General features: G+C 69.7%; 17 protein-coding genes and 1 tRNA gene. 15 read left to right on the top strand and 3 right to left on the bottom strand.

Translation table 11 applies throughout. The features are described from left to right. The first annotated feature begins 184 nt into the window (after positions 1 to 184). The 11 genes from ACI2K4_RS15020 to ACI2K4_RS14970 all read left to right on the top strand — a co-directional run bounded on the left by ACI2K4_RS15020 (position 185) and on the right by ACI2K4_RS14970 (position 7,535). The gene (locus ACI2K4_RS15020; protein WP_404511500.1) at positions 185 to 1,069 is read left to right on the top strand and encodes an efflux RND transporter periplasmic adaptor subunit; all 885 of its coding nucleotides are present in this window, start codon (positions 185 to 187) and stop codon (positions 1,067 to 1,069) included. Continuing rightward, a complete protein-coding gene (locus ACI2K4_RS15015) occupies positions 1,066 to 1,893 on the top strand; it encodes an ATP-binding cassette domain-containing protein (protein ID WP_404511498.1) in 828 nt (275 codons plus the stop codon). The genes ACI2K4_RS15020 and ACI2K4_RS15015 overlap by 4 nt, the downstream gene beginning before the upstream one ends. Further along, the gene (locus ACI2K4_RS15010; protein ID WP_404511496.1) at positions 1,890 to 3,212 is read left to right on the top strand and encodes an ABC transporter permease; all 1,323 of its coding nucleotides are present in this window, start codon (positions 1,890 to 1,892) and stop codon (positions 3,210 to 3,212) included. The genes ACI2K4_RS15015 and ACI2K4_RS15010 overlap by 4 nt, the downstream gene beginning before the upstream one ends. A 131-nt stretch (positions 3,213 to 3,343) precedes the next feature. Next, positions 3,344 to 3,416, top strand: a tRNA-Lys gene (locus tag ACI2K4_RS15005). 722 nt (positions 3,417 to 4,138) lie between these two features. Next, the gene (locus ACI2K4_RS15000) at positions 4,139 to 4,345 is read left to right on the top strand and encodes a helix-turn-helix transcriptional regulator (RefSeq protein ID WP_404511495.1); all 207 of its coding nucleotides are present in this window, start codon (positions 4,139 to 4,141) and stop codon (positions 4,343 to 4,345) included. 167 nt (positions 4,346 to 4,512) lie between these two features. Continuing rightward, positions 4,513 to 4,920 carry a YbaB/EbfC family nucleoid-associated protein gene (locus tag ACI2K4_RS14995; protein ID WP_404511493.1) on the top strand — a complete coding sequence of 136 codons (408 nt, stop codon included), beginning with the start codon at positions 4,513 to 4,515 and terminating at the stop codon, positions 4,918 to 4,920. Between the two features lie 2 nt (positions 4,921 to 4,922). After that, positions 4,923 to 5,249: a hypothetical protein gene (locus tag ACI2K4_RS14990; RefSeq protein ID WP_404511491.1), complete on the top strand. Its 327-nt coding sequence runs from the start codon at positions 4,923 to 4,925 to the stop codon at positions 5,247 to 5,249. A 42-nt stretch (positions 5,250 to 5,291) separates the two neighbouring features. After that, positions 5,292 to 5,786, top strand: coding sequence for a hypothetical protein (locus tag ACI2K4_RS14985; RefSeq protein ID WP_404511489.1), 495 nt, complete (start codon positions 5,292 to 5,294; stop codon positions 5,784 to 5,786). A gap of 49 nt (positions 5,787 to 5,835) precedes the next feature. Then, positions 5,836 to 6,357, top strand: a complete 522-nt coding sequence (locus ACI2K4_RS14980; RefSeq protein WP_404511487.1) for a hypothetical protein — start codon at positions 5,836 to 5,838, stop codon at positions 6,355 to 6,357. Then, a complete protein-coding gene (locus ACI2K4_RS14975; protein WP_404511485.1) occupies positions 6,357 to 6,968 on the top strand; it encodes a hypothetical protein in 612 nt (203 codons plus the stop codon). The genes ACI2K4_RS14980 and ACI2K4_RS14975 overlap by 1 nt, the downstream gene beginning before the upstream one ends. A 51-nt stretch (positions 6,969 to 7,019) precedes the next feature. Further along, on the top strand, positions 7,020 to 7,535 hold the full coding sequence (locus ACI2K4_RS14970; protein ID WP_404511483.1) for an SUKH-4 family immunity protein: 516 nt from the start codon (positions 7,020 to 7,022) through the stop codon (positions 7,533 to 7,535). Between the two features lie 21 nt (positions 7,536 to 7,556). Here ACI2K4_RS14970 and map read toward each other — a convergent pair whose 3' ends face one another. Further along, positions 7,557 to 8,324: a type I methionyl aminopeptidase gene (gene map / locus ACI2K4_RS14965; protein WP_404511481.1), complete on the bottom strand. Its 768-nt coding sequence runs from the start codon at positions 8,322 to 8,324 to the stop codon at positions 7,557 to 7,559. 36 nt (positions 8,325 to 8,360) lie between these two features. On the opposite strand from map, the gene ACI2K4_RS14960 reads away from it, so the two are divergent. Continuing rightward, the gene (locus ACI2K4_RS14960) at positions 8,361 to 8,621 is read left to right on the top strand and encodes a helix-turn-helix domain-containing protein (protein ID WP_404511479.1); all 261 of its coding nucleotides are present in this window, start codon (positions 8,361 to 8,363) and stop codon (positions 8,619 to 8,621) included. 49 nt (positions 8,622 to 8,670) lie between these two features. Here the strand turns inward: ACI2K4_RS14960 and ACI2K4_RS14955 are convergent, their stop codons facing one another. Continuing rightward, entirely contained in the window at positions 8,671 to 9,453 is a 783-nt protein-coding gene (locus ACI2K4_RS14955) for a DUF4184 family protein (RefSeq protein WP_404511477.1), read from the bottom strand. Positions 9,454 to 9,705: 252 nt separating this feature from the next. On the opposite strand from ACI2K4_RS14955, the gene ACI2K4_RS14950 reads away from it, so the two are divergent. Both ACI2K4_RS14950 and ACI2K4_RS14945 read left to right on the top strand, forming a co-directional pair. Continuing rightward, on the top strand, positions 9,706 to 10,548 hold the full coding sequence (locus ACI2K4_RS14950; RefSeq protein WP_404511837.1) for an NAD-dependent protein deacetylase: 843 nt from the start codon (positions 9,706 to 9,708) through the stop codon (positions 10,546 to 10,548). Positions 10,549 to 10,633: 85 nt separating this feature from the next. Then, positions 10,634 to 10,945 carry a hypothetical protein gene (locus ACI2K4_RS14945; RefSeq protein WP_404511475.1) on the top strand — a complete coding sequence of 104 codons (312 nt, stop codon included), beginning with the start codon at positions 10,634 to 10,636 and terminating at the stop codon, positions 10,943 to 10,945. 71 nt (positions 10,946 to 11,016) lie between these two features. Here the strand turns inward: ACI2K4_RS14945 and ACI2K4_RS14940 are convergent, their stop codons facing one another. Continuing rightward, complete coding sequence (locus ACI2K4_RS14940) at positions 11,017 to 11,736, bottom strand: PP2C family protein-serine/threonine phosphatase (protein ID WP_404511473.1); 720 nt, start codon at positions 11,734 to 11,736, stop codon at positions 11,017 to 11,019. 63 nt (positions 11,737 to 11,799) lie between these two features. On the opposite strand from ACI2K4_RS14940, the gene ACI2K4_RS14935 reads away from it, so the two are divergent. Further along, the gene (locus ACI2K4_RS14935) at positions 11,800 to 12,843 is read left to right on the top strand and encodes a LuxR C-terminal-related transcriptional regulator (RefSeq protein ID WP_404511472.1); all 1,044 of its coding nucleotides are present in this window, start codon (positions 11,800 to 11,802) and stop codon (positions 12,841 to 12,843) included. Positions 12,844 to 12,970: the final 127 nt, after the last annotated feature.

The raw sequence follows: 12,970 nt of genomic DNA, 5'->3' as shown, positions 1-12,970 counted from the left end.
AGTCGATTTCACCCCGTGACTTCTACGGCGACGTACGCCTGAAGCAATCGAGTTGGGGGCACCGGTGCGAAGGCAACTCTTACTCCGTTCGTGCGTTCTCGCCCTGGTGGTGGGAACCGCTGCCGGGTGCAGCGAGGCGAATTCGGGAACGGAGGTACCCGGACTCGCCGCCCGAGGTACGACGATGACCACGGTCAAACCGACCCGCCAGGAACTGGCGAACAAGGTCAGTCTCGCCGGCAAGGTGACCATCGATCCGGTGTTCGGACTGGTCTCGCCGGTCAAGGGACAGGTGCGTTATCTCGACGTACGGACACCGCAGAGCACCCCGACAAAGCCGACCAGGGTGGCGAACGTCTGGGTCTCCGGCAAGGCGCACCGGATCGAGGTGCCGGCCGGAGCGGTGTTCACCGGACGTCTGGTGGACGACCGGTCGACGGTTGTCGAGGGCATGCCGGTCGTCTCGGCCAAGATGGTCGGCTACGGGCTGGTCGCGGAGTTGGACGGTGCCCAGGCGTACCAGATCGCCGACGGTCTCGCGACCGTCCAGGCGCAGATCAAGAACGGCCCCGGTCCTTTTCCCTGCACGGTGCTCGGAACCATCGCGGCGCTGCCCGCCGGCACGATCCCCGACCCTCCGGCCGCACCGCCCGCCACGCCCCCGTCCGGTGCGCCACCGGCCGGTCCGATCCAGCAGCCGCCGTCCGAACGGAACACGACCGAGCCGTCCGAGCCGACCGGACTCCGGTTGGTCTGCACCGCCCCGAGCACCGTCAAGCTCATCAACGGGGCCAGCGCCACCCTGGAGGTGGTCACCGCGCGGGCGGCGAACGCGCTGGTGCTGCCGGTCGAGTCGGTCGCCGGCACGCAGGGGCAGGGCAAGGTCGACGTGGTCGGCCCGCAGGGCGTACGGGAGACCAGGGACGTGGCGCTCGGCCTGAGCGACGGCAAGGTGGTGGAGATCAAGTCCGGGCTGACCGGCACCGAGACGGTGGCCGTACCCGGTCCGAACCTGCCGCCGGCCAAGCCTGCCGAGGGTGACCCGAACGCACCGACGGTCGTGAAATGACGGCACTGCTGGAACTGCGCGGCGTCACCAAGACGCTCAAGGGGCAGCAGGTCGCGCGTACGATCCTCGCCGGTGCCGACCTGACCGTCGACCGGGGCGAGAGCGTGGCGATCCTTGGGCGCTCCGGATCGGGCAAGAGCACGCTGTTGAGCCTGATCGGGCTCTTCGACCGGGCCGACGGCGGGCAGTACCTGCTCGACGGCCGGGACATCACCAGGCTGCCGGAACGCAGGGCCGGGGCGCTGCGCAGCGCCGAGTTCGGCTTTGTGTTCCAACGGTTCTTCCTGCTCAAGCACCTGACCGCCGCCCAGAACGTGGCGATGGCCCTGGTCAACGGTCAGGGTTGGATGTCCAGGCGCAAGCGCAGGGCCAGGACGATGGCCGCGCTCGACCAGGTCGGCATCGCGCACCTGGCCAAGCACCGCCCGGCCCGGCTCTCCGGGGGCGAGCAGCAGCGGGTCGCGGTGGCCCGGGCGCTGGTACGCGAACCGCGTCTGCTCCTGGCCGACGAGCCCACCGGCGCGCTCGACACCGAGACCGGCAACCTGGTGATCGAGGTGATGCGGGCCGCGACCGACCGGGGCTGCGGACTCATCCTGGTCACCCACGACCGAGACCACGCCGACAAGATGCAACGCGTGGTACGCCTCGACGAGGGCGTGCTGCACCCGGTCCCCGACGCCGGAACGGCCGGGACCGTGGCGGCCAGCGCGCCGGGTAGCTCGGCCACGGCGCCGGGTACCTCGGCCACGGCGCCGGGTACCTCGGCCACGGCGCCGGGAGCCTCGGCCACGGCGATCGGTGTCGGGGCGGTGGAGCGGTGATCCGGCTCTCCGGTCGGTTCCGATCGGCTCTGATCATCGGCGGCCAGGGGATCAGGGCACGCAAGACGCGTACGTTCCTCTCCATGGTCAGCCTCTTCCTCGGGGTGTTGGCCGTTGTTGTCGTACAGGTCGGCGCCTCGATCGCGGAGGCCGCCCAGTTGACGAACCTGGAACTCCAGATGGGGAAGGACGGCACCCGGCAGGCGTACCTCCAGGGGACCGCGACCAGCACCCGGATCAGCCAGGAGACGCTGGAGGGCCGGACGGACGCGGTTGTTGTCTCCAACCTCCAGGCGATCGTCGGAGAGCCGAACGTCACCCCGGTCAACCCCGGTGGCGGCCCCTTCGACCAGCCCGGCGGGTACGGCGGCACGAGCTACGAGATGCGGTGCGACCAGAACGGCAACTGCTACCCGGTGGCGCAGGACGGGACGGGTGACGTCTCGGTGCCGGGTGCCGCGATCGAACTGACCCTCTTCACCCTGACCGGCGACATCCGCCAGTTCCGTCCGTTCCGGCCGGTGGCCGGTGACTGGCTGGAGTTCTCCACGCAGCCGTCACTCTCTCCCGGCCTGGTGCTGAACGAGGAGGCGGCGAAGGGCTTCGGCCGACACCGGGTGCCGGCCGAGATGCGGATGAACGGCGCGACCGCCAACCCCACGCCGCGCATCATCGGGGTGGTCGACGACGGCAATTTCCAGCCCACCGCGTACGCCCGGGCCGACGAGATCGGCAACTGGCTGCCGGAGGCGAGCGGGGGCGGCAACTACGGGCCGGGCCTCCAGATCATGCTGGCGCCGACGGCGGCCGACGCGGAGCGGTTGCTCCAGCTCCGGCTGGCGGCCTCGGGGGTGCCCGCCGACCAGGTGCGGTTCGACACCATCCGGGCCCGGGAACAGATTGCCAAGGACCTGGCGCTGCTCCGCTGGATCTTCCTGGGCATGGCCGGCCTGGTCCTGCTCATCGGTGTCGCGGGCATCCTGAACGTCGGACTGGCCACCGTCGGCGAGCGGGTGGAGGAGTTCGCGCTGAGACGCGCGGTCGGCACCCCACGGTCCCTGCTGGCCGGGATCGTACTGGCGGAGACCCTGCTCACCGGGCTCTTCACGGCGGCGGTCGCGATCGGGCTCTCCGCGCTCGGCCTGACCGCCGCCAGCGCGCTCTTCGGCGACCGCGAGCCGTTCCTCGAGAATCTCGTCTTTCCCTGGGAGGCGGGGGTGGCGGGAGTGATCGCCGGCCTGGTCGCCGGGGTGCTCGGCGGCCTGATCCCGGCCATCCGGGCCGCCCGGATTCCGATCGCCACCGTCATGCGGGCCTGAGCCGGGGCGGAAGCTCCGTGAGCCACCGCCGGGCCGCCTCCGAGCGGCCCGGCGGTCGGATATCCGTACGTCCTGCTCCGGCTGCCGGTCGGGCGCGATCATGGAGCCATCCGGTAGTCTTGGCTCTCGGCGGGCTGTTAGCTCAATAGGCAGAGCAGCTGACTTTTAATCAGCGGGTTCTGGGTTCGAGTCCCAGGCGGCCCACGTTGATCATGGCTCTGAGCTGGCCTTTCGGTCAGATCGGAGCCATTTTCGCGTCGGCTGTGGACGGCCATGTGATCGAAAGTGCCCTCGATCGCAAGAGCCGGGGATGCTCATCCGCCTGAGGGCTAGTCCGGAATGCCTAGCTCTGCCCAACTGAAGAACCGCTCGTAAAGCTCTCGGGTCGTGGGTGCTGCCCCCTCTGTGGGGTGGATGACGTAGAGATCGTTGAGGCAGTCGACCCACTGCGAGGCGAGGAAGATGCTGAGACTCAGTTTCATCCCGTGGTAGCCCTCCTTCAGTTCTCTCTGCACTGCGACGCACGGCCATTCCTTCCCGCAGGCGAGGCAGCGCCAGTGCGGCCTACCGGGGACGTGGCGCGGGTTGCCGGGGATGTCGAGCGGCCAGCTCATGGGGAAGCCGTCCGGTAGCCGACCGCTCATTGCATCGCTCGGCGAACGTTGGTCCGGCCGTATGGCCGTCGTACCTCGCCCGTCGGGTAGAGATCTGTGCGGACGTTGTGCCAGAACACGGAGGAGTGGGACGTAGGGGCAGGGGTGGGGACGAGAGGGACGCTGTGCCGCGTGACCGGACGGTAGCGACGGCATAGCAGCCTGAGCAGCGCGTCCAGCGGAGAGTAAGGACCCATACACCCGACCCTAGGGCTTCGCTAGTCAAATGGCTATACCTAATTGACTAGAAGCAAGGCTGCCTACCTTCGGCTCATGGAGCGCGGACCGGGGCGGCTGATGGGGCCGTACGAGATTGCCGAACGTCTTGGCGTCTCGCGGCAGCGGTTCCAGCAGCTTGTCCGGTATCCCTCGTTCCCGTCGCCGTACCAAGAACTTCGCGGGATGAAGGTCTGGCTCGCCGAAGACATAGAGGCATGGATCGCGGAACATCGTCCGACGCCTCCGGCTGACGAAGAGTAGGGCCGATAGCTCGCGCCCGTTGGCGGACGGGTCCCTGGTCCTGGATCCGGCAGCCTCCACACGGGACACGGCCTGTGTGGATGGTGCTTGGACAGTAGGCTGATGGCGGTCTGTCTCAGCCTCGGTGTGCCGTGGCCACCTCGGCGGGAAGTGATCGGGGAGGCGAGATGCTTGGCGAGAGTGCGCTCGAACGTCAACTGACGGACGCCCGTGCCCTGCTGCGGGAGGCGAGCCGGACGGCTGCCGAGGGCGGTCCCGAGGAGCCTCGGGAGTACGTCGCGGAGGCGGCCGAGGGCCGGATCCGGGTCACCGTCGACGCTGACGGTCGGGTCGGCGCGGTCGAGATCGATCCACGGGTGCTGCGGGAGGGTGCCGAGTACCTGGCCGCCGAGTTCCGTACGGCGGTGAACGCCGCGCTCGACGGGCGGGGCGACGACTACCGGACGGACGAGCCGGTACCCGACCTCGACGCGGTCAACAGCGCCGTCGAACGCCTGCAGGACCAGAGCATCCGGCAGATGCGGGAGATGAGCGCGACGATCAGCGAGGTCATGCGGAAGATCCACAGGAGCTGACCGTGGACGCCATCGATATCGACGTCGACTCGCTGCACCGTGGCGCGGACCACCTGGAGCAGGCGAAGGAGAGTGTCCGCTCGGGGTTCGAGGGCTTCCAGGCGGCGGTCCAGGGTTACTCGAACGCCTTCGGCGGCGACGACATCGGGACCCTGCTCGGCGTCGCCCACCAGGCGTGTGTCGAGGCGGCGATCGAGTGTTTCAGCACCAACCTGGTCGAGTTGGAGAACTACGTGGACAGTCTGCACGGGATGGCCGAGGAGTATCAGGTCATCGAGGAGCGGACCACCTCGATCTTCAAGAATATTCTCGGCTCGCTCGGCGGATGACCCTGGCCGAATGCCGCTCGGAGTCGGAAGGAAAGACACCCGATGGGCCTTGACCTACCCTCGGAGCTGGTCACCCTGCTCAGCATGGTCGGCTACGACTGGCCGGAGTCCGACGAGACCGCGATCTTCCAGTTGGCCGGCGAGTGGACCGGGATGGCCGAGCGGATCGCCGGGTCGGTCGGCGAGCTCGAGACGGCGGCCCGGACCGTGCTGGAGAACAACTCGGGTGGCGACATCTCCGCCTTTGCCGACGAGTGGAACGACACCGAGTCGGCGGCGCGCAACATCGCGGACACCGCGCAGCCGGCGAACGTCATCGGCATCGGGCTGATGATCGCCGCCGGAGTGGTGCTGGCCCTGAAGATTCAGGTGATCGTGCAGTTGGTGCTGCTGGCGATCCAGATCGCCCAGGCGATCGCGACCGCGGTCGCCACCTTCGGTGCCTCGCTGCTCCAGATCCCGATCTTCAAGACGATCACCGGAATGATCATCGACCAGCTCATCGGCATGGCCACTCAGACGGTGCTCAATGGCTAGGGGACGGAAGAACCCACCCCGGCAGACGCAGGCCCAGGGCGCGAAGATCGTGTCGGCGTACCTGGAGAACGCGTCGGTGTTCCGTACGGCAAAGGGTGGTGGGCCGGCGCCGACCGGGCCGGCCGTGCTGGTGCTGCGGCGACGGCCGGACTTCGACCGGCGGGACTTCGACCGGAAGGCCCGGGACCTCAAACGGCTGGGCGAACGCGGAAAACTCAGCAAGACCAAGCCGAATCGCACCACGGTATATGACAAGACGACCGGAAAGATGCGGTCGAGGACCAATGTGTTCCGGGACCGGATCATCAGAAAGCTTACTCGGACCAGTAAGAGGTACCAGGACAACAAGAGTCTGGTACAGCGCCTTTACGGCGGCAAGAAATCGGTGACCGGGCCGGGGCAGGGGCTCGATCCCGACCACGTGCACGAGTTGCAGCTCGGCGGAGCGGATACCTACCGTAATCTCCGGCTGGTAGATTCGTGGACCAACCGTGAGCTGGGCCGGGAGATCAGCCAGGCCCTCAAGGACGTACCGATCGGCACGAAAGTGATAGTGAAGGTGGTTCCCTGATGGGCGACGGAGACTTCACCGGCCAGCTCGGCGAGATCAGGTCCAAGCTCGAACTGCTCCGGCGTCTTGCCGCCGAGAATGGTTCCGGGGTGGTTATCGAGGATCCCGCGACCCTGGAGCCCGTGCCGGAGCTGCCGGCCGGTGTGACCGAGGTGTTCGGCATGTTCCGGCGGATCGAGGGGAGCTACTTCCGCTTCGTCCAGCCGGCGGAGGTCAGTGGCCCGGCCGCCTGGGCGGCACGCGAGATCAACCCCGAGGACCCGATGGGCAACCCGCTCGTCATCGGCTACGAGATCCACAGTGTGCCGTCGTTCGCGGCCGACGACATCGTCGGCGGCGACCCGATCCGGATGGACGCGGAGGACGGCGGCGTCTACTACCTCGAGCCCGACGACTACGTGATGCTGTACGAGAATCCGGACGAAGATGTCGAGATCGAGGACTTCGCCGGTGACATCGTCACGTTCTTCAACGAATTTGTCCTCGGCGACAAGTACCCGTTCCTGGTCGAGACCGTTCTCGGCAGTGGTGCCCGTAACGACCGGGACCGTAACGGTGAGTACACCGACACCTGGATGCGACTGCTCGTACGCGCCGGCCTGGCGGCGTGACCCCCGCACCGCGTCCGAACGCGGCCACCACCCCGATCACGAGGAAACGTCATGGCACCTGATCCGAGGTTCCGGGAACTCTGGGACGCCGAGGAGCTGATCCCCTACCCGCGCGACGCGTGGCTGGAGGGGGGCTTCGACGAGCGGATGCTCCCCGTCGGCGATCAGATCCCGCTCGATGTGGCGGTGGTCTACACGGCGTACCTGCCGGGGAGCATCGGGCTGTTCGACACGATCCAGTTGAGCAGCGAGGACGGCTCGCTGGACATCCGGCTGATCGTGGTCGGCGCGGTCGCCGACAACACGAACCTGCTCTACGTGCTGGATCCGGGCACCGGGGAGATTCTCCAGTTCGACCTGGAGGAGCAGGACGTCCAGGGGGTCAACTCGGACTTCCGGTCGTTCGTCGAGTTCCTCTACCAGTTCGCCCTCTTCGTGGAGGCGGACGAGGGCCAGCCCGGCCGGGCCGAGCGTGCCCTCGTCCTGGGGGAGACCCTGCGCGGCATCGACCCGAACGCCTTCGCCGAGGACGGCTGGTGGCCGCTGGTGCTCAAGCAGCTCGGCTGACGGCTCGTCGCCGGTCGCGGGTCAGGGGGCGGTGAGCACGACCGGGCCGTCGGCGGTGACCGCGATGGTGTGCTCGAAGTGCGCGGCGCGGCTGCCGTCGGCGGTCGCGATGGTCCAGCCGTCGGCCAGGGTGCGGCACCGGCTGCCACCGCCCTCGATCAGCATCGGCTCGATCGCGATCACCAGTCCCTCCCGCAGGGGAAGCCCCTGGTTCGGCTTGCCGGTGTTGGGCACCGACGGCTCCTCGTGCATGGCGGTGCCCACCCCGTGGCCGCCGAGCCCGTCCGGCAGGCCGTACCCGGCGGCGCGGGCGACCGATTCGACCGCGTACGAGATGTCGCCGATCCGGGCCCCGACCCGCGCGGCGGCGATGCCCGCGGCGAGCGCCTCCGCCGTCGCGTCGGAGAGCCGCAGCGCGGCCTGGTCGACCCGGCCGATCGGGATGGTGATCGCCGAGTCCCCGTGGTAGCCGTCGACGTACGCGCCGCAGTCGATGGAGAGCAGGTCGCCCTCGGCCAGCTCCCGCTGACCCGGGATGCCGTGCACCACGTCGTCGTTGACGGACAGGCAGAGCACCCCGGGGTAGGGGATCGGTGCCCATGACGGGTGGTAGTTCAGGAACGACGGCTTGGCGCCACCACTCGCGATCAGCTCGGCGGCGAGCTCGTCGAGCTCGATCAGGCGTACGCCGGGCCGGGCCGCCGAGGCGACCGCGGCGAGGGTGGTGGCGACGATTCGGCCGGCCTCGCGCAGCGTCGCGATCTCGGCTTCTGATTTCAGGACAACCATGCCTGGTATTTTAATACCAGGATTATTATCGACGCCATGGTACGTACGCCACTGACCGAGGACGAGCGGGAGCGGGGTCTCGCGCTGGGTCGGGCACTGCAACGTGCCCGGGGCGCCCGCAGCGCGGCCGAGGTCGCGCTGCGCGCCGGCATCTCGCTGGACACCTTGCGCAAGATCGAACGAGGGGCGATCGCCACCCCGGCCTTCTTCACCGTCGCGGCCCTGGCCGACGTCCTCGGCCTCGACCTCAACGACCTGGCCGACACACTCACCGCCCCGCAACGCCTCGCCTCCTGAGTAAGGAAGGGCCCCTTGTTAACGCATAGCGTTAACAAGGGGCCCTTCCTTACACCCGGCCGGCGAGGTCGTGGGGGCGGGGCAGGGCGAGCCAGCAGAGGGCGCAGGCGAGGGCGGTGAGCAGGCCGACACCGCCGCCCCTGGTGGCGACCAGGAACGCGGTGACGTACGGCCCGGACTCGTGCAGGTAGGGCCGGGCACCGAGCAGACCCCCGGCGACCGTGGCAAAGGCGATCAGGGCGCAGATCGCGTACGCGACCGGGCGCGGGATCGGCGCCGGCCAGGCACCGGCACGCCGTCGCGGCGTACTCGTGTACCACCAGTGGGCGAACCAGACGACCAGTGCCGCCCCGCCGACCAGGCCGCTGAGGTACTGCGCCCAGCGGTACCCGGGCAGCCCGGCGTGGACCTCGGTCAGCCAGGCGATGTGCCTCGGTCCCCAGCGGGCGAGGTGGGTGAAGGAGTCCCAGACCACATGGGTCGCGGCGCCCAGGGCGAGTGAGGCGGCCAGCAGCGCCACCCGCCTCGGCCGGCGCAGGTGGAAGGCGAGTCCACGGGGCAGCCGGTCGTCGATCCGATCGCGCAGCGCCGCCGGGGCGAGCGCGATCGCGAACGGGGCCAGCACCGCCTGCCACACGCCGAAGGCCACCCCGCCCACCAGTACGTCGACCGTGACCGCCCCGGCCAGGGTGTGGGTGGTGGTCGCCGAGAACGGGCCGGGCAGGAAGTACGGCAGGTCCGGTGCCATGCTGCCGATGACCAGGGCGGAGGGCACCAGCCCGGAGCGCACGAACGGCAGTACGGCGGCGGGGTGGCTACCGGTGAACGGCATGGCTCCTCCGATCCGTACGGGCGTTTGTGGCCGGTCCTGTCCAGCTAACCCCGCCCACGGCCGGGGCGTGGTGTCGGAGTGCCGCGATCAGCCATTCGTGAAACGGAGGAATCGCTCATTCGACCCTGAGGACCAGGGCCGAATTGAGTGATCAACCACGTTGGTCGCCACGTCTGGGCGATCGGCCGCCGGGTGCGGCAGCATGGACGGGTGCATGAGGGTACGGCCGAGAGGTGCGCCGAACTGGCTGGCATGTTGGCCGGCGGCGACGTGGTGGTGTTGAGTGGCGCCGGGCTCTCCACCGAGTCGGGCATCCCGGACTACCGGGGACCGAGCGGCGCGCTGGTCCGGACCAGCCCGATGACCTACCAGACCTTCACCGGCGACCCGGTGGCCCGTCGGCGCTACTGGGCACGCAGCTTCCTCGGTTGGCGGCGGATGGCGCAGACCCGTCCCAACGCCGGGCACCGAGCGGTGGCCGAGTTGCAGCGCCGGGGGCTGGTCGGCGGCGTGGTGACCCAGAACGTGGACGGCCTGCACCAGGCCGGGGGCGCGGACCGGGTGGTGGAGTTGCACGGCAGCCTGGCCAAGGTGACCTGCCTGGCCTGCGGCGACCTGACCTCGCGTACGGAACTGGATCGTCGCCTGGGTTGGGCGAACCCCCAGTTCGACGCGCGGGTGACCGCGATCAACCCGGACGGCGACGTGGACCTGTCGGACCAGGAGGTCGACCGGTTCCGGATGGTCGAGTGCGCGGCGTGCGCCGGTGACACGCTCAAGCCGGACGTGGTCTTCTTCGGCGAGACCGTGCCGGTCGACCGGGTCCAGCGGTGCTTCGCCCTGGTGGAGAGCGCACGGCTGCTGCTGGTGCTCGGGTCTTCCCTGACGGTCATGTCCGGGCGCCGGTTCGTCATCCGGGCCGCCAAGCTCGGCATCCCGGTGGTGATCGTGAACCAGGGGCCGACCCGGGGAGACGGCTATTCGGCTCTGAACATCGACGCGCCGCTCGGCGTCGTACTGTCGGAACTCGTCCGGTTGACCGCCGTACCCCCGGGCGCCGCGCCGGTCGCCGCCGGGTCGCCGCTCGGCGGCTAGGTCGCGGCGACTTTTCTCGTCCCTCGGCGCCTCCGGTCGTGGCCGGGCATGCTTCAGGTGGGAACGGCCCCGAAGGAGGCGCACCGTGCCGGACTACGACGACGACTGGACCGATGATCAACGCGGGCTGTACGACGAGTGCTACTCCATCGGGCACGCCTGGGCGACGGATCAGGACACGTCGGCGGACGACCTGCAGCAGGTCCTGGACCTGGCGGAGGCGGACGAGGACGATCTCGGCGATGTCGAGCTCGACTACCCGCCGCTGGTGGACGCGGTCGCGGAGAGCACCGGGGAGACCGTCACCAGCGTGACCGCCGACCGGGACGATCCGGCGTTCCGAGGTTTTGTCGACGGCGCCCGTGACGGCGCCGCCGAGGACGTCTTCGGTCTGTAGTCGGCCAGCCGGCCGGGTGCGTAGTCGACCAGCCGGCCGGATCCGTTGTCGGTCAGGTGGCCCGGTCGGGGCTAGCCGGCGACCAGGTCGGCGATGATCACCGTGACGTTGTCCGGGGCGCCGCCCTGGTGGGCCAGCTTGACCAGTTGCTCCGCGCACTGCTGCGGCTCGGCGTGCTGGGCCAGCGCCTCGCCGATCGCGTCGTCGTCCACCACGTCGGAGAGACCGTCGCTACAGAGCATCAGCCGGTCGCCGGCCGCCACCGCGACGACCGCGGTGCTCGGGACGATGTCGCCGCCCTGGACCGCCTGGGTGATGATCGACCGCTGCGGGTGCCGGTGTGCCTGCGCCGGGGTGAGCGCGCCCCGGTCCACCAGCTCCTGGACGAAGGTGTCGTCCCTGGTCAACTGGTAGAAGTTCGGGTCGCGGGCGAGGTAACAACGGGAGTCGCCGACGTGCAGCAGGGCGAGCTGGTTTCCGGTCAGCAGCACCGCCGTGACGGTGGTGCCCAGCCCGGCCTGCTCCGGGTCGGACCGGGCCGCCTCGGCGATCTGCTGGTTGGCCAGGTTGAGCGCGCCGGTGAGCGCGGCGGCGGGGTCGGTGCCGATCGGCGCCCGGTCCAGCGGCAGCAGATTCCGGATCACGATCGCGCTGGCGACCTCGCCGGCCGGCTGCCCGCCGACGCCGTCGGCGACCACGAGCAGCCGTTCACCGGCGTGGGCCGCGTCCTCGTTGTTCGTACGGACCAAGCCAGGGTCGCTGACGAGCGCGGTACGCAAGGTCAGGTTCATGTTGTGCAGCATGCCAAGCGGAGCACCGAATCGTCTCTACGCACTGTTGCGTAGGGTTGGTCCATGATGCCGGTCGCCATGGTCGGGCGCGTCGCGGAGCTGACCGAGCTCGGCCGCGCCTGGTCCAGCCTGGCCCGCTCGGGTCGGCCGGTCCGCCGTACGGCCGTGATCACCGGTGCGGGTGGCGTGGGCAAGAGCCTGTTGGTCGCCGCCGCCCTGGACGCGTTCGACCCGGCGCCGGCCACGGTGCTCTTCGGCACCGCCCGGGTGCACAGTCCGGCGCCGTACGACTGGTTGGCCGCGGTGCTCACCGGACGGGACACCGCCGGCCTGCCGTTGCCGGCCGACGCGCTGGCCTGGCTGGCCCAGCACCCGAACGCGCCGCGCGAGCGCTACGCCCCGGGCACCCTGCTGCGGCTCGCCGTGCAGACCGTACGCGCGCTGGTCGGCGCCGGTCCGGCGGTGCTGGTGGTCGAGGACCTGCACGCTCTCGATCCGGCGAGCCTGAACCTGATCGGCGAACTGGCCGCGGCACCGGGGCTGCGGGCGCTGTTGCTGGTCGCCAGCCGGCCACCCGAGGCGGCGGTCGCGCCCGAGCTCGCCGCGCGTACGTTGGCCCGGCTCACCGGTGCGCCCGGGGCGATCCGACAGCACCTCGGTCCGTTGACCCGGGACCAGGTGGCGGCGGTGCTGGCACAGGTGTATCCGGACACCGGCATCGCCGACGCGCTGGTCGAGGCGGTACACGAGCGGACCGGGGGAAACCCGTACCGGCTCACCGAACTGCTCGCCACCCAGGGCGGCCACGGGCCGGAAGGGCTCGTCCGGGAGCCGGTGCCGGAGCATCGGGTGTCGGAGCAGGCGTCGACGGCTCAGCGGTGGTCGGAGCCGGTCGGCGCGGAGTTGACCGCGCGCGAGGTCGAGGTGCTGGGGTGCCTGGCGGCGGGGATGTCGAACAAGCAGGTGGCCCGTTCGCTCGGCATATCCGTACGGACGGTGACGGTGCACGTCTCCAACCTGCTGCGCAAGACCGGCTCGGCGTCGCGTACGGAGGCCGCCCTCTGGGCCGTACGCCGGCAACTCACGGGGCCGACACAACCGGTCTGAGCAGCCACCACTTCGGCCTATTGATCAATTGTCCCAGCGGCTGGTCCCGATTTCTCCACCCTTGACGCGTACGCCATCATTGGCAGATAGGACTGGCCCGCGAGAGGGGGGTGGTCGCCATGATTCG

Origin of the sequence: Micromonospora sp. NPDC050397 (assembly GCF_044901685.1) — a bacterium.
Taxonomy (GTDB): domain Bacteria; phylum Actinomycetota; class Actinomycetes; order Mycobacteriales; family Micromonosporaceae; genus Micromonospora_G.
This window is presented reverse-complemented; position numbering and strand designations above follow the sequence as displayed.